This window comes from Vibrio frigidus (assembly GCF_042465995.1).
Taxonomy (GTDB): domain Bacteria; phylum Pseudomonadota; class Gammaproteobacteria; order Enterobacterales; family Vibrionaceae; genus Vibrio.
In genome coordinates this window covers 247,131-267,092 of record NZ_JBCDMC010000002.1, presented here as the reverse complement: position 1 = coordinate 267,092, position 19,962 = coordinate 247,131, and the positions used below count along the sequence as shown (strand labels likewise).

Genomic DNA, 19,962 nt, shown 5'->3' with positions numbered 1-19,962 from the left:
ACAGGTTTGAACGTTTGCTTTCTTTTCCCTTGTTGCTCATGAGGAAGAAAATCACTAACATAATGAGGAAGTGTGCCCACTCTTCGGAGTGGGCATTTGTTTTTCTATGTTTTGGTTTGTTTAAAAGTATAAACAGAGCATAGTTTCTTAGCTTGTCACGCTAAAAATAATAATTATAGATTACAGCGATATGGCACAAGCAAATCACAACAAAATTTGAATGAATATGACTACTGAAACAATCACATTAATTAAAGCAAGCATTAAAACCATTCCTGATTATCCAAAACCAGGTATCTTTTTTCGTGATGTTACAAGCCTCATGGAAGATGCGACGGCGTATCAAGCAACGATTCAACTGCTTGTAGAGAAATACCAAGATATGGGCTTCACTAAAATAGTGGGTACCGAAGCACGAGGTTTCCTTTTTGGTGCACCTCTCGCTCTTGAACTTGGTGTAGGTTTTGTACCAGTAAGAAAACCAGGTAAGTTACCTCGTGCGACGATCGCTGAATCATATGAATTGGAATACGGCACGGATATATTGGAGATTCATACGGACGCAATAGTAGAAGGCGACAAAGTTCTTGTTGTTGATGATCTACTTGCAACGGGTGGTACTATTGAAGCTACGACTAAACTAATTCGTCGTTTAGGTGGTGTTGTAGAGTATGCCGCGTTTGTTATTAACCTCCCTGAAATTGGCGGTGAAGCGCGTCTTAAAGCTCTAGATCTTAACGTTTACAGCATCTGTGAATTTGAAGGTCACTAATTCGATCAACATTCACGAAGACAATCTAAGCTGGAAATATTGAATGAGTTACTTAGCTTTAGCGCGCAAATGGCGCCCTTCCCATTTTAATGAAGTTGTTGGACAGTCTCATGTACTGACCGCATTAGAAAATGCTTTAAGCCAGAATAAGCTTCATCATGCCTACCTATTCAGTGGGACTCGTGGTGTGGGTAAGACTTCTATTGGGCGCTTATTTGCTAAAGGACTGAACTGCGAAACAGGTATTACTGCAAAACCTTGTGGTCAGTGCGACACATGTAAAGAGATTGATGAAGGTCGATTTGTTGATCTTTTAGAGGTCGATGCAGCGTCGAGAACAAAGGTTGAAGATACCAGAGAACTACTCGATAACGTTCAATATAAACCAGCAAGAGGTCGCTTTAAGGTTTATCTGATTGACGAAGTGCATATGCTTTCTAGGCATAGTTTTAATGCCCTTCTTAAAACACTTGAAGAACCACCTGAATACGTCAAATTTTTATTGGCGACAACGGATCCTCAAAAGCTACCAGTCACCATTCTATCTCGATGCTTGCAGTTTCACCTCAAGCCAATCAGTGTTGATGTTATTCATCAACAACTGGATACGATACTGCAGCACGAAGGCATCGTGACCGAACAAAGAGCATTAGGAATGATAGCGCATGCGGCCGACGGCAGTATGCGTGACGCCTTAAGTCTATCGGATCAGGCCATTGCGTTAGGAAACGGAACCGTTTCAACAGAAATTGTCTCAAGTATGCTTGGCGTGCTCGACACGGATCAAGCCATTCATTTACTAGAAGCAATGGCGAGTAAACAAATTACTCACGCAATGTCCGCTGTTCAACGATTAGCGGAAAATGGGGTAGATTGGGACAACCTGCTTCAAGAATTAGCCAGCCAACTGCATCGTGTCGCTATGTTTCAGGCTCTCCCCGCATCGCTAGATAAATCCAAACCTGATGCGGAGAAGATAGACCTCTTAAGTCAGAATTTGGCGCCTCAGGATGTACAGCTCTATTACCAAATTGCCTTAAAAGGCAGACAGGATTTGCCTCTAGCACCTTCAGCTCGGATAGGGCTAGAGATGACAGTGCTTAGAATGATGGCATTCCGTCCAGTAAAAGTTGAGTCGGTAAGTGCGATAACATTGCCAAGTGAACAGCCGCAAGCGCCGGTAGCCGTGGCGAAAGCAGAGCAGAAACCGCAATTGAAGCCAACGGTTGATGCCGCGCCAGTAGAGAAGGCCACCCCCGCCCTAAATGTGGAAAAGTCATCGATAGCAGTCAATGAGCAAAAGCCGGTACCGTCGCCCGTGGAAGAAAACACCTATCATCCAGATAGGCCTCCAATGCCGTCAGAAGATGATTATCCACCGATGAGTGATGACTCGTCTACCGCTGAGTATATGGCACACGAGACCTTTCAACAGTCGATGATTGTCGAACAACACTCAGAGCATGACTCGCAGGCATCCCAAGTTGCTCAGCAATCAACGCCTGTGGAAGAGATTGCACCTATACAAAAATCACCCATAGCAGGGTTGAGACACCAGCTTCGATCAAAGAGGGCACAAGTTTCAACCTCTAGCCCTACAGTGAGTAATATCGGAAAAAAGCCTAAAGCGGCACCACCTACCACCGCAATAGAGCGCATATCGCAACATAGTGCGGCTAAACTGGTGTCGCCTAATATCTCTAGTGAGCGTTCTGCTGTTGAAGTAAAGGAAGAGGCAAGTGAAAGTGAACCTTATCAATGGAAAGCGTTGACACCACTAGTCGTTGAAGAAGAGAAAACAGAACTTACCCCAACACAAATTAAGCAGGCCTTAGAACACACTAAAACACCTGAAATGACAGAAAAACTCATCGATGAAGCCGTTACTCAAGATGACTGGTCAGCGCTCATTCAGAAGCTAGATATCCCTAAGTTAGTGGAACAACTTGCACTCAATTCGTCCTATGAGAAACAAAATTCAACCGTTGTGTTAAGTTTGCGAGCCTCGCAAGCTCACCTTAATAAAGGTAAGGCACAAAGCGAGTTGCTTAGCGCACTAAATACGGTTCTGGGTGAGGATTGTCATCTTACAGTAGAAATAAGCGATAAAGGGCAAACGCCCCTTGAGTTGCGAGAGGCTATATACAAGAACAAACTCCACTCAGCGCATCAAGCGCTTGAAGAAGATAAAAACGTTCAGTTTATTCAGACACGATTTGCAGCTGAATTAGATCCAGAAAGTGTTAGACCAATTTAAAGGGTTGAAGATACTGTAATTGACCCCATATTTAATTAGACGTGAATCGACATAAATCAACTTAACCAGAGAGAAACAAAATGTTTGGTGGTAAAGGCGGTATGGGTAACATGATGAAGCAAGCCCAGCAGATGCAAGATCGCATGCAAAAGCTTCAAGAAGAAATCGCAAAGATGGAAATCACTGGTGAATCTGGTGCTGGCCTTGTTAAAATAACCATTACAGGTTCTCACAGTGTACGTCGTGTAGATATCGATGAAAGCTTGATGGAAGACGACAAGGAAATGCTAGAAGATTTAATTGCAGCGGCTTTCAATGATGCGGCTCGCCGTGTTGAAGAGACTCAAAAAGAGAAAATGGCATCAGTAACTGGTGGGATGCAGTTACCGCCAGGTATGAAAATGCCTTTCTAAGTATAGATAGACGATATTTATGCGCACCAGTCAAATGCTGGAACAATTGATGGAGGCCTTACGATGTCTTCCTGGGGTTGGTCCCAAGTCGGCACAACGTATGGCCTTTCATTTGTTACAGAGAAATAGAAAGGGCGGCCTACAGCTTGCTGAAGCCTTGTCCAAAGCAATGACAGAAATAGGCCATTGTAGTGAATGTCGAACCTTTACCGAAGAAGAGACTTGTCACATATGTACTAACATCAAACGTCAAGAAAATGGCTTGCTCTGCGTGGTTGAAAGCCCTGCAGACATCGCGGCGGTAGAAGCGACAGGGCAGTTTTCTGGGCGTTACTTTGTTTTGATGGGGCATTTGTCTCCATTGGATGGTATAGGCCCTAGTGACATTGGATTAGATGTACTGGACTACCGCTTACAAAGAGGCAACATCAATGAGGTTATTCTTGCTACTAACCCCACGGTTGAGGGGGAGGCTACGGCACACTACATCGCTGAGCTTTGTCATGCCCACAGTGTAAATGCGAGCCGCATTGCTCATGGCGTGCCGGTTGGTGGTGAACTTGAATTTGTGGATGGTACAACCTTGTCCCACTCATTGCTTGGCAGACAAAAACTATAAAAAAGGGTTGCCGATTGGCAACCCTTACTATTTAAGTGTCAATTTAACTCTCTTCTTTACTAATTACCCTATAAACCATCGCCCCGAGAACAGCGCCAATAATAGGGGCTACCCAGAAAAGCCAAAGCTGCGACATTGCCCAATCACCTGTATATAACGCGACACCAGTGCTTCGAGCGGGGTTCACAGACGTGTTCGTGACGGGAATACTAATTAGGTGAATCAAAGTCAGGCATAAACCGATAGCAATAGGGGCAAATCCAGCAGGGGCTCGTTTATCGGTCGCGCCTAATATGACGACAAGAAACATCATGGTCATAACGACTTCAATAACGAGTGCGGACATGATGGAATATTGACCAGGAGAGTGTTCCCCGTAACCATTTGCTGCAAATCCAGACGCGACAACATCAAACCCAGATTGGCCGGACGCGATAATAAATAAAACCCCTCCGGCAAGCACACCACCAATGACTTGTGAAATAATGTATGGCATAAGTTCTTTTGCTTCAAACCGTCCACCCGCCCACAACCCAATAGATACAGCGGGGTTGAGGTGACAACCAGATATATGCCCTATTGCATAGGCCATGGTTAGTACGGTTAAACCGAAGGCGAGAGAAACCCCAAGTAAGCCAATACCTACATCAGGGAATGCTGCGGCCAATACAGCGCTGCCGCAACCGCCAAGGACCAACCAAAACGTGCCAAACAGTTCAGCAATGTACTTATTCATATTAATAGCCTTAAAATTCAGATAAATAACATGAGAACTATAGACATTAACGGATGGTTTTGCGTTGGCATTATGGAAGCGATAGCGTAGATAAATGCTAATTAATGTGTAGATTCCAATAAATAAGAAAATTTGTGCTGATTTATTCCGTTTTGGAAGTCAAGTAGAACACGAAACTGAGCGCTTTAAGTAAGTCGCTCTAGTTCTTGGATATTCTCGAAGGCTTCTTGATTTGATTTACCGCATAGTGAAGGACAGGCTTTGAAGTCATGGCAGACTTTAGGCCGTTCAGAACGACCAAATAACTTACAAAGGTTATTGTCGTCTAGCTGAATGCAGCGAACACCCGCGGGCTTACCATTCTCCATTCCAGGAATCGATGAAGATATGCTTGGGGCGATGCAGCATGCGCCACATCCTAATCGACACTCCATACCTAACCCTTTATATAACGATAAAATGGAGCGCGATAGTAACAAAAGTCCCTTTACTGTTCAGCAACTATTTTCTTGCACTTTTACAGGTGTAGGGGTATAAAACCCGCCTAAATAGAAATTAAGCAGACTTCAATGACAAACGCATTTTGGCAAGAAAAATCTCTAGAAGACATGACAGAAAGTGAGTGGGAATCTCTCTGTGACGGATGCGGTAAATGTTGTCTACACAAATTAATGGATGAAGACACCGATCAAGTCTACTACACCAACGTTGCGTGCAGTTGGCTTAACAGTAAAAGTTGTAGTTGCAAAGATTATCCAAACCGTTTTGAATCTGGAGAAGAGTGCCTTAAATTAAGCAGGGATAAAATTTCCGAGTTTAATTGGTTACCAGAAACCTGCTCCTACCGAATACTTGCGGAAGGCAAATCCCTACCTAAGTGGCATCCACTTATTACTGGTTCTAAGTCAGCAATGCATGCCGCAGGGGAAAGTGTCCGTGGCAAGGTAGTGTATGAAATTGACGTGGTTAATTGGGAGGACCACATTCAGAATCACCCGAATAGAGACGCTCTAGAAATCAGCCCTGACAAAGGTTAGCGTTGTCTACCGAATGTTCATAAAAAATCCGCATTATCAATAATCGTCAATGTCTTCATTCCTATGCTCCGACGTGGAAATGCATACCGAACTCAAAGCTGCTTTTAACATGGATATAGAGGGAGGATTAATGGAAACTCACGTGTTAGAGCCTTTCAAACTAGCCTATGTACGGCTAGTAGGCCCCTATGGTCAAGGCATACCAGAAGCGATAGACAAGATTCACAAAAGTCTTCGTGATATCAAGCGTGTTCATTTCCGTAAAATGATGTAACCAATACTGTACAGAATCAGCCACCAACGTAGGCGGATTCTTTTTGCTATTCATGTACACATAGCTTTGTTGTCGAGTTCAATGGAACTAAATCAAGGCTCGCCATTTCATTCTAGTGGATAAGATCGCTGTCCCTTCAATTATCCCTCAATTTGACTAAAATAAAAAACAATGAACAATTGCAGTATCTTTTCGCACTATCCTATTTCATTAAAGTGATTTACGTTGTAAAATGTGATCTTGATCCACTTTTAATGTTAGAGGTAAGGAATGTTCGAATTTATAGGTATGTTGGTCGTATTCGGTTTTGCGCTTGTGGTTGCAAAAGACATGTATAAAGCAAAATCTACATTGCGTAACATAAAAATAGAACGATAGGTTGTCTTTATGCCAACGCTAATAAAATTGCACCCACCGAAATAGCACCCTTGAGGTATTGGCCTGCCGTATAGCTAGTGTCCTCGACTTCTTCTATTTCTTCTGGATGGTCTAGGCCCAGAGCTCCGTGAGTAAAGGATTCGACTTTAGTTGGTTTGACGTGTTCAGTCTCATTCGCTTCTTTATCGATCTGTTTTAAAGCGCTTAGTAAGGCTTTACCTTCATCAGACAGTGTGACTTTATTCTTTTCGACCTTCAGTGGCGTGAACGGCTCTTTCGTTTCAGACGACTGAGGTTGAGAATTGGCTTGTTTAGCCTGAGTCGCTTGTAACGTGGAAGCGTTAGTATTCCCTACTGGCGTCATAGATTGCCTCAATGATTTCTTCTTATAAATTAGGTATCGACATAAACGGCAAAAAGTTTAACTATTATTGCCGTTTTCTGTGTGTAGTTAATTTAAGCAATAACTAGACCAATTAATAAGGTATGAGTTAATTTTTTCGATAAACCCTTATCATGAAGTCTGCCTCGCAAATAAATGCAGGGGTATTTACTAATTGTTGTCTTACCGAGTCGGTCGCTTTCCAGGCAAATGGTGTCATCTGTAGCAGATCGAGTGATTCAGATTCTTCTAAATTCATCTGGTAGTTAAGGTGCGTTTCGTGCTCGAGAGTAAAGCCGTCAATCGTTTCGGGGGCTTCGTCATGCAGGCGGACATCTTCATAAATGAGTGCACGCAGTTGATATAGATGCCGTGCAGCAGGTGTGACAGTTACGACGACGCCATTCTCGGCGATACATCGATTCATCTCTTCAGTATTACATGGGGCATAGATGCGTAATATTAGATTAAGAGAGTGATCTAAGAATGGCAAATTCTGGCTCGAAGCAACCGAAAAGCGGCAAAGAGGGTATTTTTTTGCCGCATACCTGATAGCAACCTTTGATATGTCCAATCCAAACACGTTAGGTTCATACCCAGCTTGCCTAAGCTGATAGTCGATTTCATTGGTATAATAGCCTTCGCCACAGCCGATATCTAACAGGTTAAAATGGGTATTGTTCAACTTGTCTAAACAGATGTTTGCTACTTGCTGCTGTAACTGAGCATAATGACCACTGCCGAGAAAACGTCGCCTTGCTTGCATCATTTCAGTATTGTCACCCGGATTTTTCGAGCGTTTTTTATTCGCAGGGATCAGATTGACGTAACCTTCTTTAGCGATATCGAATTGATGATTATTAGCGCATTGGTAAAAGCGTGGTTCTTGTTTTAGTTTTGCAGAGCAAAGTGGGCATTGATAAAGCATGAGCAACTTAGGCAGTGAGAATATTCTGAGATTGTAACGTTATGTGTGAGTTATTTCGAGTGATAGAGAGAATCTATTCGTTGCTGTGCTTTCGATAAGGGCTTTGATGTCATCGCTTAAGGTTGCCTAGTTCCGTCATCCCCACAAAAGTGGGGATCGAATACCAGTATAGATTCACGTCTTACGGAAAAGGCGGCGAATGTATGGATACTATTTGACGCTGATCTGTGTGATGAGCTGGTAGCTTTCGTCAGGTTGAAGTGTTTTACCCGTTTCCATGCTTGTTGCATGGTAGGTTGATTCAACACATAACATGGTGTTGTATCCGTCGTCTGCCATATCACTCATTGCTTTAGCGCCAGTTTCCCAAGGGTTCCATATAACAGCAGAATTGTCGCCTTTGTTTTTAATGACGATAACACGGTTATTGTTTGGATCAGCAATTTCGATCGTCTCTTCTGGGTGAGTATAAACGCGGTCAACGGTATCCGTTAGCTGAAGTTCCGCTCCACCTTGGCATATCTTGCCATTCTGAAGACTATCCGCATACTCCAACCCCATACCAGTGGTCACTGTGTCGCGAATATCAGCGATATTGAAGTAGGTGTGGAGTGCGCCGGAAAATTGCCATGCCTTGTTATCCGTATTATTGATTTCGAGCGTGACTTTAAGATCGTCCGCCACCTCAACATATAGACGAACTTGGAATGTATATGGCCATACAGCCATTGTTTCTTCGCTCTCTTCAAGGCCTAAACAGATAATAACCCCATCATCTGATTCTCTGTGTTCAACGAGATGCCACAAACTTGTACGAGCAAAACCGTGTGCAGGGGCAGCAAGTCGGCCAAACCAAGGCCAGCAGACGGGGATGCCACCACGAATTGCCTTAGTCGACTCGAATTCAGTTTCGTCACTAAGCCAGATAACATCTTCTTGGCCTGTTGGTTTGAACGAAAGAACATGCCCACCATGTAAAGAGATGTCTGCCGTTGCTTTAGGGTGAGCAACGCGAATGATCTTGATGCCATCTTTTTCGATGACGGTCACATGGTCGGCAAGAGGACCAATGACGGGAAGATATTTTTCCATAGGGATTACTTTCCTTAAATTATAGAAACAAAAAAGGCGACACAATGGCCGCCTTTTCTTATGCTTTCAAAGAAAGCCTCAAACTAATGCTTACTTAGAGATGTGAGCAACTAGGTCAAGAACTTTGTTTGAGTAACCGATTTCGTTGTCGTACCAAGATACAACTTTAACGAATTTGTCCGTTAGAGCAACACCAGCAGCCGCATCGAATACTGAAGTTTGAACTTCACCGATGAAATCTTGAGAAACTACAGCGTCTTCAGTATAACCTAGAACACCTTTAAGCTCGCCTTCAGATGCTTCTTTCATAGCAGCACAGATAGCTTCGTAAGAAGTAGCCGTCTTAAGGTTAACAGTAAGGTCAACAACAGAAACGTTTGCAGTTGGAACGCGGAAAGCCATACCAGTTAGAAGGCCGTTTAGTTCTGGAAGAACAACGCCTACTGCTTTAGCTGCACCAGTTGAAGATGGGATGATGTTTTGAGAAGCACCACGGCCACCACGCCAGTCTTTAGCTGAAGGAGCATCTACTGTTTTTTGAGTTGCTGTAGTCGCGTGAACTGTTGTCATAAGACCAGATTCGATACCGAACTTGTCGTTAAGAACTTTAGCAATAGGAGCTAGGCAGTTAGTAGTACAAGAAGCGTTAGAAACGATATCTTGACCAGCATAAGTACTGTCATTTACGCCCATAACAAACATTGGCGTTGCATCTTTAGAAGGACCAGTAAGAACAACTTTCTTAGCACCAGCAGTGATGTGTTTACGAGCAGTTTCGTCATTTAAGAAAAGACCAGTTGCTTCAGCAACAACGTCAACGTCGATAGCATCCCACTTAAGGTCTTCTGGGTTGCGCTCAGCAGTTACACGTACTGTTTTACCGTTTACAACAAGGTTGCCATCTTTAACTTCAACAGTACCGTTAAAACGGCCGTGAGTTGAATCGTATTTTAACATGTATGCCATGTATTCAACGTCGATAAGGTCGTTAATACCAACAACTTCGATGTCAGTGCGTTCTACAGATGCACGAAATACAAAACGGCCGATACGGCCAAAACCATTAATACCTACTTTGATAGTCATTATTTGTTGCTCCACAACTTTTTTCTGATGAAATATAAACTGGTTGTAAAATTACAGAATACTGTAATTATCTGCAACAGATAATCGTTCTTATCTTGTTCAAAGTCAAAAAAATAATGCCTTTTTTCAACTTAGTTTCATGAGCGACTACTTTTTGCGACCAATTTACAAAATTTTGTTACTTAAGAACCGATGATGAAGGGCGAAGAGAAGAATTGCAACCCCATGAACGCAGGTTCAATCAGAAAAATATGTGCTACAAAGCAATAAATAAGCAAGTTTTTATCGTGAAATCGATCAATAATATAAAAAAAGGAAAGAAAATTGGGGAAAACGAGATGAAAGGTAAGGTGATAAAATCAGATCAAGAATGGCGTAACTCATTGACAAAAGAAGAGTTTCAGGTATGTAGGCTACAAGGTACTGAGGCCCCATTTTCTGGAAAGTTGTTGCATAATCGCGAATCAGGGGAATATTTTTGCACTTGTTGTAAGAAGCCGCTATTTCATTCCGATCATAAATATGACTCTGGTTGCGGATGGCCGAGTTTTGATTCTGCTATCGATGACTCCGCTATCCGTTACTTAGAAGACATTAGCCACGGCATGAAGCGAGTCGAAATACGTTGTGCCAGTTGCGATAGCCATTTGGGGCATGTTTTTCCTGATGGGCCAGAAACCACTGGAGATAGGTACTGTGTTAATTCAGTGTCGTTAACTTTCACTAAAAATACAAAAAACGTCTGATAGTTTGATGTTTTTTGTATTTTTATTTCATTTTTGTATCAATTATAACCTATTTTAACGTCGAGAATTCTCTATTTTACTTTAGTTATCAATGAGGTTTTGTAATTGTTGTCCTCAATTGCATCGACAATGTCATCTGCGATTGTCTCAAGTTGCTCTTTCTTCTCTGGAGAGAAACTATAAAGGACGCTAAGATCTCTTTCCGACGCAACCGGTACACCAAACTCTTTACTAACCAGAACCCACGCGTAAGCGCGTTCTGGTCTTTTCAGCGCATGATTAACGCTTGCCAACGCTTCAAGGATACCTATGTTAAGATTATCTTTATCGCTTAGTTTCAAGGCGTTATTGAGTAGCTTGACCGTTTTTCCTTGATCGCGAGTTATATAGTAAGTCGCCAACGCGTATTGCAGTTCTGCTGTATTAAGTTGACCACTTTTTTCTAGCTTTAAAAACTGACGTATGGCGCTATTCTGCCCTTGGGTCCATAAGAAATAGAGCGTTTCTGGTGTGTCGTGTGTTGATAATTCTGTGATTAACCGTTTCTCTTCATCGATAGTATGTAAGAGAGCATTAAAGCGTATTTCTTTTCTATTTTTTACTTTGGTAGGTTCAATTTGTGCCGCAAGTTCTAGGCACTTATGATACGCCTTTACATAATGAAATTCTTTTATCAAATTACTATCAGTAGGGGACTCTATTACCTCTTTACGATGCCAAATTAGATCGGTTCTCGCGACGCGACATTGCCCATCATCCATGTTGAGTTGATCGCAGCGAAGCGCCGGATTGTTCTCACACAGTTTACTGGTGTTCATTCTGCCTTCGAAGCAGCCGAATAAAACAAGACAAGAAGAAAGCAATACGATGTTTTTTTGTATATTCATATTTAATGCTTGTGATCAGTTACTACTATTCAGCCATTGATGATTGACTATCTATAAAGCGTAGCTAACTTGATGTGTTGTATAAAGTCAAGAAAAGGAAACCAATGCTGTGAATACGGAAGAGTTGATAAACGCGATAACACCTGAGGCGTATGAAAGATTGCAGTATGCAGTTGAAACGGGTAAATGGCCAGAAGGTGCAGTGCTGACTCAGGAACAGAGAGATTCCTGCATGCAGGCAGTGATGATGTATCAAGCGAAATACAATGCCAATCCAGAACATATGTCTGTTGGCGCTGATGGTGAAATAAAATTCAAATCAAAGGCTGAATTTAAAAAAGATTTTGCAGTCGGAGAAGATGATATTGTTCGGGTTAACGTGAACGATTGATTTGTGTTTATCATCAGGTAAACGTGAGTCGCTCAGGTCCCCACTTTCGTGCGATGTTGTTTGGTCAACGTTATCTAAACCTGTCATCCCGATGAAAATTGGCCTACTTTCACGAAAACCAACGTCATCCCCATGAAAATGGGGATCTAAACCCACCAAGATTCCCGTTTTCACGGGAATGACGAAGTATTTAGCACTAACCGAACAACATTACACTTTCGTGGGGATTGACGGGTAATATGGGATGATGAGTATTTTTAGAGTGAAAAATCAGACGTGGAGATGATGAATTGGATGCTTAAAGTGACATCTCATCTCTTAATACTTTTTGCATTTCACTTTTTATTTCTTCATAGCTTAGATTTTGACTAAGAAGATAATGCAGTTTTGCTAAAGCCGCTTCAGGAGTCATATCATAGCCGCTAATCACGCCTGATTCCGCAAGCGCACAACCCGTTGCATAGCCTCCCATATTGACCTTTCCTGCCAAACACTGTGTCAGGTTGACGACAATAACACCTCTATCTGACGCTTCTCTTAAATGGGCCAAAAGTTCTGGATTTTGAGGCGCATTCCCTACACCGAAGGTAAGCAAAATCATTGCATTAACAGGTTGTCTTAGCGTGTTTCGGATCACTTCATGAGAAATGCCGGGATACATGGTAATGACACCTATCGGTTGTGGTGTAATTTGATGCACCTTAAAGTCCCCGTCTGGTTTTAGATCGACAGTGACGCCATTACGTACATGGATATTGATTCCCGCTTCTAGAAGAGCTGGTAAGTTAGGTGATGTGAACGCACTAAAGCCATCGGCGTGAGTTTTTGTACTTCTGTTGCCACGCATCAACTGATTATTGAAAAAGAGCGTGACCTCATTTATTGGATAATTAGCGGCAATATGCAGAGCATTTAGTAGGTTAGCCTGACCATCAGAACGGAGTTCTGATAGCGGGATCTGTGAACCGGTGACAATAACGGGTTTCGCCAAATTTTCGAACATAAATGAGAGTGCAGAGGCCGTAAATGCCATCGTATCGGTACCGTGCAGAATAACGAAACCGTCATACTTGTCGTAGTTTTTTTTGATGTCGTCCGCAATGAATTGCCAATCCTTAGGAGACATATCAGAGGAGTCGATTAAAGGCTCATACTCGTTGATAGTATAATTTGGCATCTCTTCACGATGAAACTCAGGCATGCCAGCCAGTTGTTTTTCCATAAACCCTGCGATTGGAATATAACCGTGTTCGGATTTTTGCATTCCTATTGTGCCGCCTGTATAGGCGATATAGATATGTTTTTTAGTCATCTTGAGTCGTGTTTTCTGAGTAAAAAACAATTATAACGCATGCGTCAATAGAATCCGTATTTATATGTTGGTTTTTGAGTAACATAAATGCTTAGTCTCGTTCCCTAATTAAGATTGAGTGTTCATTTAGTCAATACGGTAAGTTTCACATCTAGCGTCACATCCTCGCGACGTCGCAATTCTTTCTATCGTATGTACCAATCTTGACTCGAAGAGAAAGAACGTATTAAAAACTGAAAGCAGATGGCATTTTTAAAATATATTTAATTTTGTATGCTAATAACTGCACCGAAAAATTAATATATATTGACGCCCATTGGCTATGAAAATTACGCATACTTCATAAATTATTGGATAGTATTTGCTATTGATGTCTAATCTGTATATGTATTTATTTCAGCCAAAATAATACGAAGATTGAGATGAATGTCTGTTTTTAATATTGTCTGTATAACTTGGCTAGAATAAAAATAGTAGGTAGAAATAAAATGAAAAAAACCCAATCTGTAAAGTCTAAAATGTTAACGACATTATGTTGTGTTATATCAACTATGTGTGCAGAACTGTTTGTTTTTGTAGGTGGAAAGATAGGGCTTCTTAATGAGGTTATGACATCGATGCTAAATATTTTCATGTTAATGACATTGTGTATTTCTGGTGTATTAATAATTATAATGTATAAAAGTACTATTCCAAAAATTGACATCTTAGCCGAACATATCGTTCAGTTACAAAACTTTGACTTACGAGAAGGACCTGTTTGTAATAGCTTGAATATGGGTACATTTAAAGATGATGAATTTGGAAGAATCGCATTGGGTTTGCGTACATTTAGAGTAACGGTTCATGACCTTGTAAAAGATCTTGTCGATAACAATAAAGTGATTGTTAATGGTATGGAAGGTGTTAAAACGATAACAGATAATCTAAATACAATGGTGATAAATCAAGAGTCACAAATAACACAAATTGTGACAGCAAGTGATGAAATGAACTCAAGTATTGTCAGTGTAGCGCAAAGTACAGATCTTTCATCGATTGATGCACAGGTTGCTTTAACATCAACTAAAAACACAAAAGAGCTTGTTACTGCGTCCACCGAATCAGTAAGCTCGGCCCATAATGCTATCGTTTCGTGTAACAATTCTCTTCGAGACCTTAAAAAAGAAAGTGAACAAATTAATGACGTAATTAATATTATTAGTGGAATAGCCGATCAAACAAACTTGCTTGCATTAAATGCGGCTATAGAGGCGGCTCGAGCAGGAGAGTTCGGGCGAGGTTTTGCCGTTGTCGCTGACGAAGTACGGGTACTCGCACAAAAAACACAAGAATCGACAGGGACAATTAACGCAATTGTTGAAACCATTACGTCAGGAACTGACAATGTAAGTACAGTAATGGAGTCTGAGGTAATAACGCTGATTGATGACTGCGTTACAAAGTCGGTTATTGTTGACGATTCAATTGATTTGATTGTGAATATAATCGAAAAAATGAGTAATTCTAGCAATCATATTTCAACGGCAACTGAAGAACAAGCGACAGTAGTTAGTGCCGCTAATCGGAGTATTAATGCGGTGTATGAATTAACCAAAGAAACTACCGAAAATGTAAATGAAGTAAATCGCCAATGCAATATGGTTATGAGTTTGATTAAGCATCAGGATGGAAAAATAAATAATTTTATTGTATAAGCAAAGATCGGAATGTAAGTAAGCTATATTAGAACGCTATAATAACTGTGTGTTAATAATTATATGCCGGATTAAACTAAGTGAATGCGGTTAGTCTAATCCGGTGCATTACTCTTCAAACTAAATATGAATCAAGTTAATTTGAAAAAGCTATTTTACTTCGCACGTTAAACAGAGCGAATAGACGCCCTTTGGATCGTTCAAGGTGCTGAGTAATTCTGTGTCTGCTATCAGTTGTTTAGAGATTGGTTGTAAAACCTCAGGTAACAAGGTCGATATATCCATCCCTAAAGAGGCATTTAGATTTTCAGATATTTGCTGCAAAAGTTGCTCTGTTGTGGAAAGCGGTTCTTCTACCCAATAGAGATTGTACTCTTCAACATTTGCGAGCTCGGCTGCTACCTTGACTGCGTCATCAAAATCACCCATCTGGTCAACTAAGCCAGCGTTCATCGCATCAAAACCGGTCCATACACGCCCTTGGGCAATCTTATCCACGTTTTCTACTGACATGTTACGACTCTGGCCTACTAGGCCAATAAACCGTTGGTAACCATTCTCAATACCAAGCTGAAAAGCCTCGCCAGCCTTATCTGGGATGCCACGAGTAATTCCTATACCAGAAAACGGAGTCGTTCCCACTCCGTCACTATAGACGCCCAACTTGTTGAGGCCTTTTTCGAATGTGGTGATAACGCTAAAAATACCAATAGAACCGGTTAACGTCGTTGGCTGCGCAATGATTTTATCCGCCCCCATAGATATCCAGTACCCTCCAGACGCGGCCATACTCGACATTGAGACGACAACGGGTTTACCTGCTGCTTTTATCGCCTCCACTTCGTTACGGATAACCTCAGAAGCGAATGCACTGCCGCCTGGGCTGTCCACTCGCAACACGACAGCTTTTACATTGTCGTCATTCCTTGCCTCTCTTAATAATGCTGAGGCTGTGTCACCACCTACAGTACCACGAGGTTGTTCTCCATCCATTATCGTGCCGCTTGCAACGATAATCGCAATATCGTTAGAACTATGTTGATATTCTGGCGTGACAGTGTTGCGGTATTCGTAGTAACCGATAGCGTTGTAACTGTCTTTTCCTTTGGCACCAAACGCTTCTGCCATTGCTTGGCGGATCTCTTGCCTCGTGGCTAATTCATCGACCAATCCAAGTTGTTGGCTAAGCTTTGCCAAATCACCATTAACCGCTTTAAGATTTATTAGAAACTCATCCATGGAAGGGTTTACCGAGTTAGCGTCTATATCCCGGTTTGAAGTAACATCATCAATGTAGGCAGCCCACAACTGCGTTAACCAAGCGGAAGCCGACTCTTTTGCATCATCTGACATATTATCGCGGATAAAAGGTTCTATCGCTGATTTGTACGTCCCGACTCTAAATACATGGGTATTGATATCCAAATTTTCTAACAGAGTCTTGTAATAAAGAGGATAGGTGCCATAACCGCTAAGCATCACCGCGCCATCAGGTGCCATGTATATCTTGTCGGCATAACTGGCTAGATAGTATTGGCTTTGATTATAAAAACTACTGATAGCGTAAACAGGTTTACCAGACTCTTTAAAGGTATTGATCGCTTTGGCGATATAACGAAGCTTGGTTAAACTGGTTTCCGGTAGATCTCTTAGGCTAATGATTAAACCAGACACCTTCTCATCATCGGCCGCGTATCGAATCGTATCGACGATGTCGAAAAGTATATTCTCTTTTGGTAGCTCTTGACCAAACAGAGAACCAGTAACTGAATCCATCGGATTAATGTACCGTCTCTGTTCTACGATCGGTCCGGCAAGATTAAGAACAAGTGCAGATGTCTCTTTGACTTGTGGTGGTTCGATTACTTGGCTTGTTTGGGTATAACCTAGATAGACTAATCCAATAATAATAAAGAAAAACAGATTAAAGATAGCAAGGCGAATGAAGTTGATGATTTTCCAAGCCCATTTTATTGTGCCACCGATAAATTTAAATATTTTTTTCATGCCTTCCCCACAAATGCGATAAGCAGTTGCTTACAAAGAGTTAAGTTGAGTAAGTTAATCCTACGTCATAATCACAAAAAATACATCTTACATTGATCAATGTTGCACAAATGTAAACAGTTGTTTGATTTTTGATCGTAGAGTGAATATTCTAGTCTGACTATAATTAAAACCGTGCGCATCATCCGTTGACGCATCTATGAAGCAGAAGTGAAACGATTATGTATCCAAAATTATTAGAGCCTCTCGACTTAGGATTTACTCAACTAAAAAACCGAGTATTAATGGGGTCCATGCACACCGGCCTTGAAGAGCATAAAGAAGGGTTAGGTAGATTAGCTGCGTTCTATGAGGCGCGAGCGAAAGGTGGTGTTGGACTGATAGTTACGGGTGGTTTTTCACCCAATTTTCGCGGCCGACTGCATCCATTAAGCGCGGAATTTAGTAAACCTAAGCATGCCAAAGCACACCAAATAGTGACTGAAGCGGTGCATAAACAGGGTGGAAAAATTGCCCTGCAAATATTGCATGCTGGGCGATATGCCATGCATCCACTTGCGCAAAGCGCGTCGGGGATGAAAGCGCCGATATCCAAATTCGCACCGAGCGAGATGAACGAACGCCAGATTAAAAAGACGATAGAAGCCTTTGCAAATAGTGCATCGTTAGCTCAGCTAGCGGGCTATGACGGTGTTGAAGTTATGGGGTCAGAAGGCTATCTGATCAATCAATTTATTTGTAAGCGCACCAACATGCGATATGACGAATGGGGTGGCAATTATAGAAAACGGATGCGCTTTCCTTTAGAGATAGTCAAAGCGATTCGCAAAGTGGTTGGTGAAGATTTTATTATTATATTCCGATTATCTATGTTGGATTTAGTCGAAGAAGGCAGCACGTTTGATGACGTTATTATGTTGGCGAAAGCGTTAGAAGATGCTGGCGTGACCATTATCAATAGTGGAATAGGGTGGCATGAGGCCAGAATTCCTACTATTGCGACTCAGGTCCCAAGAGCGGCATTTACGTGGGTAACGGAAAAACTTAAACCTCACCTTAAGGTGCCAGTGGTCACTTGCAATCGCATCAATACGCCTGAAGATGCTGAAAGAGTGTTAGAAGCTGGGCATGCCGATATGGTTTCTATGGCTCGCCCTTTCTTAGCCGATCCAGAGTTTGTGGTAAAAGCTGAACAAGAAAAATCGCATTTAATTAATACCTGCATCGGTTGTAATCAAGCTTGCTTGGACAGCATATTTCAAGGGAAAAGAGCAAGTTGCTTGGTGAATCCAATCGCTTGTTATGAGACCGAAATCCAGATTCAACCTGCCAAAATAGTTAAAAAAGTGGCCGTTGTTGGTGCTGGTCCCGGGGGGCTCTCTGCTGCTACCATTGCTGCGGAACGTGGACATCACGTTGATCTCTATGAAAAAAGTGATCGTATTGGTGGACAGTTTCGACTCGCGATGCAGATACCAGGTAAAGAAGAATTTAGAGAAACGATTCGTTATTTCGCCAACCGTATCGACGAAACAGGTGTTAATCTAAAGCTTAGCTCTGAAGTGACGTTTGACGATTTGTCTGGGTATGATGACATCATTATGGCATCAGGTGTGGCGCCGAGAATACCAGAGATCAAAGGCATCGATAACCAAGATAAGGTCATCGATTATCAAACATTGATACGAGAAAAAACACCAGTAGGTGACAAGGTAGCGATTGTTGGTGCTGGTGGTATTGGTATTGATGTGGCCACTATGTTGACTGAACCAAAAGGTAATGACCTCAATGATTGGTTACATGACTGGGGAATCGATACCGACTTGAGTCATCCGGGTGGGTTGTATCCGCATCCAGAGCCGATCAGCGATATGACCGTCTGGGTCTTACAGCGACGGAAGAGTCGCGTAGGTAAAGGGCCGGGTAAAACAACGGGTTGGATCCATAAACGCACACTCGAAAAAAGAGGGGTAAACCTGATGGGTGGTGTGGGCTATGAGAGTATCGATGACAAAGGGCTAACGATTGATAACCGCGGCAAGATAGAGCTTTTAGAAGCGGACAAAATCGTTATCTGTGCTGGCCAAGAGTCTGTTCGACCATTTGAAAATAAGTGGCCTGAACTGAAAGGAAAGCTGCATGTTATCGGGGGAGCGGACAAAGCCGGCGAGTTGGATGCGGTTCGGGCGATACGTCAAGGTTTAGAGGTGGCGTTAAAAATCTAAATCAAAGTATTGATTCAAATGTGAATAAAGTGTAATAGTATTAATAACTATTCTCATTAACCGTTCTCGCCAAAAAGAACAGAAAGCATAAGAGGCATGTATGGATGCATTGGAGTTATTATTAAATCGTCGTTCAATTGCTAAGTTATCTGAACCGGCTCCTGGTGGTGCAGTACTGGAGAATATAATAAAAGCAGGATTACGAGCTCCAGACCATGGCGGATTAACCCCATGGCGTTTCGTCATTTCTCAAGGGGAAGGGCTGAAAAAACTGGCTGATATTCTGGTCAGTGCTGCGAATGCGGAGAAGAGCGAGCAGGGGGTTGTAGACAAACTGGCGAAAGCACCATTTCGCGCGCCTATGGTCATAACGGTCATCGCAAAGGTGACCGTTCACGATAAAGTGCCCGCCTTCGAACAACACTTGTCGGCAGGTTGCGCGGCTCAGTCGATGCAGATGGCGGCAGTAGCACAAGGATTTCAAGGTTTTTGGCGTTCAGGTACTTGGATGTTTCATCCTGTTGTTCGTGAGGCTTTTGCTTTGGAAACGAACGACGAAATAGTTGGTTTTCTCTATCTAGGGACACCAGGTTGTACACCGATGAAAGTACCTGAACGAGATCTGACAAAATTTGTTGAGTACTTGTAGTTGGACGATTTTGGTTGAGGCATACGTACCACTATTTAATTTCGTAATGATATCCAAATGGGCAGCCCTCTGAC

The 19,962-nt window shown here is 42.2% G+C and carries 20 protein-coding genes; 11 read left to right on the top strand and 9 right to left on the bottom strand.

The window, feature by feature from the left end; translation table 11 throughout:
* Positions 1-226 precede the first annotated feature (226 nt).
* The 4 genes from apt to recR all read left to right on the top strand — a co-directional run bounded on the left by apt (position 227) and on the right by recR (position 4,061).
* On the top strand, positions 227-772 hold the full coding sequence (apt, locus tag AACW90_RS04735) for an adenine phosphoribosyltransferase (RefSeq protein WP_390231544.1): 546 nt from the start codon (positions 227-229) through the stop codon (positions 770-772).
* Positions 773-815: 43 nt separating this feature from the next.
* Positions 816-3,029, top strand: a complete 2,214-nt coding sequence (gene dnaX / locus AACW90_RS04730) for a DNA polymerase III subunit gamma/tau (RefSeq protein ID WP_390231541.1) — start codon at positions 816-818, stop codon at positions 3,027-3,029.
* Positions 3,030-3,109: 80 nt separating this feature from the next.
* The gene (locus tag AACW90_RS04725) at positions 3,110-3,442 is read left to right on the top strand and encodes a YbaB/EbfC family nucleoid-associated protein (RefSeq protein WP_195703896.1); all 333 of its coding nucleotides are present in this window, start codon (positions 3,110-3,112) and stop codon (positions 3,440-3,442) included.
* A gap of 19 nt (positions 3,443-3,461) precedes the next feature.
* Positions 3,462-4,061, top strand: a complete 600-nt coding sequence (gene recR / locus AACW90_RS04720) for a recombination mediator RecR (RefSeq protein WP_390231536.1) — start codon at positions 3,462-3,464, stop codon at positions 4,059-4,061.
* Between the two features lie 43 nt (positions 4,062-4,104).
* Here the strand turns inward: recR and aqpZ are convergent, their stop codons facing one another.
* Together aqpZ and AACW90_RS04710 are read right to left on the bottom strand one after the other, a co-directional pair.
* Positions 4,105-4,797 (bottom strand): aquaporin Z, encoded by a 693-nt coding sequence (aqpZ, locus tag AACW90_RS04715; RefSeq protein ID WP_390231533.1) that lies wholly within the window; start codon positions 4,795-4,797, stop codon positions 4,105-4,107.
* Between the two features lie 185 nt (positions 4,798-4,982).
* A complete protein-coding gene (locus tag AACW90_RS04710; protein WP_390231530.1) occupies positions 4,983-5,231 on the bottom strand; it encodes a YkgJ family cysteine cluster protein in 249 nt (82 codons plus the stop codon).
* Between the two features lie 135 nt (positions 5,232-5,366).
* On the opposite strand from AACW90_RS04710, the gene AACW90_RS04705 reads away from it, so the two are divergent.
* Together AACW90_RS04705 and AACW90_RS04700 are read left to right on the top strand one after the other, a co-directional pair.
* Positions 5,367-5,834, top strand: coding sequence for a YcgN family cysteine cluster protein (locus AACW90_RS04705; RefSeq protein WP_390231527.1), 468 nt, complete (start codon positions 5,367-5,369; stop codon positions 5,832-5,834).
* 130 nt (positions 5,835-5,964) lie between these two features.
* Positions 5,965-6,108 (top strand): hypothetical protein, encoded by a 144-nt coding sequence (locus tag AACW90_RS04700; RefSeq protein WP_390231524.1) that lies wholly within the window; start codon positions 5,965-5,967, stop codon positions 6,106-6,108.
* A 385-nt stretch (positions 6,109-6,493) separates the two neighbouring features.
* Here AACW90_RS04700 and AACW90_RS04695 read toward each other — a convergent pair whose 3' ends face one another.
* The 4 genes from AACW90_RS04695 to gap form a co-directional block, all read right to left on the bottom strand.
* A complete protein-coding gene (locus AACW90_RS04695) occupies positions 6,494-6,850 on the bottom strand; it encodes a hypothetical protein (RefSeq protein WP_390231521.1) in 357 nt (118 codons plus the stop codon).
* A gap of 127 nt (positions 6,851-6,977) precedes the next feature.
* Positions 6,978-7,796, bottom strand: a complete 819-nt coding sequence (gene rlmA / locus AACW90_RS04690) for a 23S rRNA (guanine(745)-N(1))-methyltransferase (RefSeq protein ID WP_390231518.1) — start codon at positions 7,794-7,796, stop codon at positions 6,978-6,980.
* A 210-nt stretch (positions 7,797-8,006) separates the two neighbouring features.
* On the bottom strand, positions 8,007-8,888 hold the full coding sequence (locus tag AACW90_RS04685) for a D-hexose-6-phosphate mutarotase (RefSeq protein ID WP_390231515.1): 882 nt from the start codon (positions 8,886-8,888) through the stop codon (positions 8,007-8,009).
* A gap of 90 nt (positions 8,889-8,978) precedes the next feature.
* Positions 8,979-9,974: a type I glyceraldehyde-3-phosphate dehydrogenase gene (gene gap, locus AACW90_RS04680; protein WP_195703887.1), complete on the bottom strand. Its 996-nt coding sequence runs from the start codon at positions 9,972-9,974 to the stop codon at positions 8,979-8,981.
* 338 nt (positions 9,975-10,312) lie between these two features.
* Between gap and msrB the strand changes: the two genes are divergently transcribed.
* Positions 10,313-10,720: a peptide-methionine (R)-S-oxide reductase MsrB gene (msrB, locus tag AACW90_RS04675; protein WP_390231511.1), complete on the top strand. Its 408-nt coding sequence runs from the start codon at positions 10,313-10,315 to the stop codon at positions 10,718-10,720.
* A gap of 71 nt (positions 10,721-10,791) precedes the next feature.
* Here msrB and AACW90_RS04670 read toward each other — a convergent pair whose 3' ends face one another.
* Complete coding sequence (locus tag AACW90_RS04670) at positions 10,792-11,607, bottom strand: DUF2989 domain-containing protein (protein ID WP_390231509.1); 816 nt, start codon at positions 11,605-11,607, stop codon at positions 10,792-10,794.
* A gap of 109 nt (positions 11,608-11,716) precedes the next feature.
* On the opposite strand from AACW90_RS04670, the gene AACW90_RS04665 reads away from it, so the two are divergent.
* Positions 11,717-11,998: a YeaC family protein gene (locus AACW90_RS04665; protein WP_390231506.1), complete on the top strand. Its 282-nt coding sequence runs from the start codon at positions 11,717-11,719 to the stop codon at positions 11,996-11,998.
* A 298-nt stretch (positions 11,999-12,296) separates the two neighbouring features.
* Here AACW90_RS04665 and ansA read toward each other — a convergent pair whose 3' ends face one another.
* On the bottom strand, positions 12,297-13,310 hold the full coding sequence (gene ansA, locus AACW90_RS04660) for an asparaginase (RefSeq protein WP_390231503.1): 1,014 nt from the start codon (positions 13,308-13,310) through the stop codon (positions 12,297-12,299).
* Positions 13,311-13,798: 488 nt separating this feature from the next.
* Here ansA and AACW90_RS04655 point away from each other — a divergent pair, with 488 nt between their 5' ends.
* Positions 13,799-15,007, top strand: a complete 1,209-nt coding sequence (locus AACW90_RS04655) for a methyl-accepting chemotaxis protein (protein WP_390231500.1) — start codon at positions 13,799-13,801, stop codon at positions 15,005-15,007.
* Positions 15,008-15,157: 150 nt separating this feature from the next.
* Here AACW90_RS04655 and sppA read toward each other — a convergent pair whose 3' ends face one another.
* On the bottom strand, positions 15,158-17,014 hold the full coding sequence (gene sppA, locus AACW90_RS04650) for a signal peptide peptidase SppA (RefSeq protein ID WP_390231497.1): 1,857 nt from the start codon (positions 17,012-17,014) through the stop codon (positions 15,158-15,160).
* Positions 17,015-17,235: 221 nt separating this feature from the next.
* On the opposite strand from sppA, the gene AACW90_RS04645 reads away from it, so the two are divergent.
* Together AACW90_RS04645 and AACW90_RS04640 are read left to right on the top strand one after the other, a co-directional pair.
* The gene (locus AACW90_RS04645) at positions 17,236-19,239 is read left to right on the top strand and encodes an oxidoreductase (protein ID WP_390231494.1); all 2,004 of its coding nucleotides are present in this window, start codon (positions 17,236-17,238) and stop codon (positions 19,237-19,239) included.
* Between the two features lie 100 nt (positions 19,240-19,339).
* Positions 19,340-19,888, top strand: coding sequence for an NAD(P)H nitroreductase (locus AACW90_RS04640; protein WP_390231492.1), 549 nt, complete (start codon positions 19,340-19,342; stop codon positions 19,886-19,888).
* Positions 19,889-19,962: the final 74 nt, after the last annotated feature.

Bases quoted from the DNA above. Each gene is read 5' to 3' on its own strand.
- apt (WP_390231544.1), top strand. From the start codon at position 227: ATGACTACTGAAACAATCACATTAATTAAAGCAAGCATTAAAACCATT.
- dnaX (WP_390231541.1), top strand. From the start codon at position 816: ATGAGTTACTTAGCTTTAGCGCGCAAATGGCGCCCTTCCCATTTTAAT.
- AACW90_RS04725 (WP_195703896.1), top strand. From the start codon at position 3,110: ATGTTTGGTGGTAAAGGCGGTATGGGTAACATGATGAAGCAAGCCCAG.
- recR (WP_390231536.1), top strand. From the start codon at position 3,462: ATGCGCACCAGTCAAATGCTGGAACAATTGATGGAGGCCTTACGATGT.
- aqpZ (WP_390231533.1), bottom strand. From the start codon at position 4,797: ATGAATAAGTACATTGCTGAACTGTTTGGCACGTTTTGGTTGGTCCTT.
- AACW90_RS04710 (WP_390231530.1), bottom strand. From the start codon at position 5,231: ATGGAGTGTCGATTAGGATGTGGCGCATGCTGCATCGCCCCAAGCATA.
- AACW90_RS04705 (WP_390231527.1), top strand. From the start codon at position 5,367: ATGACAAACGCATTTTGGCAAGAAAAATCTCTAGAAGACATGACAGAA.
- AACW90_RS04700 (WP_390231524.1), top strand. From the start codon at position 5,965: ATGGAAACTCACGTGTTAGAGCCTTTCAAACTAGCCTATGTACGGCTA.
- AACW90_RS04695 (WP_390231521.1), bottom strand. From the start codon at position 6,850: ATGACGCCAGTAGGGAATACTAACGCTTCCACGTTACAAGCGACTCAG.
- rlmA (WP_390231518.1), bottom strand. From the start codon at position 7,796: ATGCTTTATCAATGCCCACTTTGCTCTGCAAAACTAAAACAAGAACCA.
- AACW90_RS04685 (WP_390231515.1), bottom strand. From the start codon at position 8,888: ATGGAAAAATATCTTCCCGTCATTGGTCCTCTTGCCGACCATGTGACC.
- gap (WP_195703887.1), bottom strand. From the start codon at position 9,974: ATGACTATCAAAGTAGGTATTAATGGTTTTGGCCGTATCGGCCGTTTT.
- msrB (WP_390231511.1), top strand. From the start codon at position 10,313: ATGAAAGGTAAGGTGATAAAATCAGATCAAGAATGGCGTAACTCATTG.
- AACW90_RS04670 (WP_390231509.1), bottom strand. From the start codon at position 11,607: ATGAATATACAAAAAAACATCGTATTGCTTTCTTCTTGTCTTGTTTTA.
- ansA (WP_390231503.1), bottom strand. From the start codon at position 13,310: ATGACTAAAAAACATATCTATATCGCCTATACAGGCGGCACAATAGGA.
- AACW90_RS04655 (WP_390231500.1), top strand. From the start codon at position 13,799: ATGAAAAAAACCCAATCTGTAAAGTCTAAAATGTTAACGACATTATGT.
- sppA (WP_390231497.1), bottom strand. From the start codon at position 17,014: ATGAAAAAAATATTTAAATTTATCGGTGGCACAATAAAATGGGCTTGG.
- AACW90_RS04645 (WP_390231494.1), top strand. From the start codon at position 17,236: ATGTATCCAAAATTATTAGAGCCTCTCGACTTAGGATTTACTCAACTA.
- AACW90_RS04640 (WP_390231492.1), top strand. From the start codon at position 19,340: ATGGATGCATTGGAGTTATTATTAAATCGTCGTTCAATTGCTAAGTTA.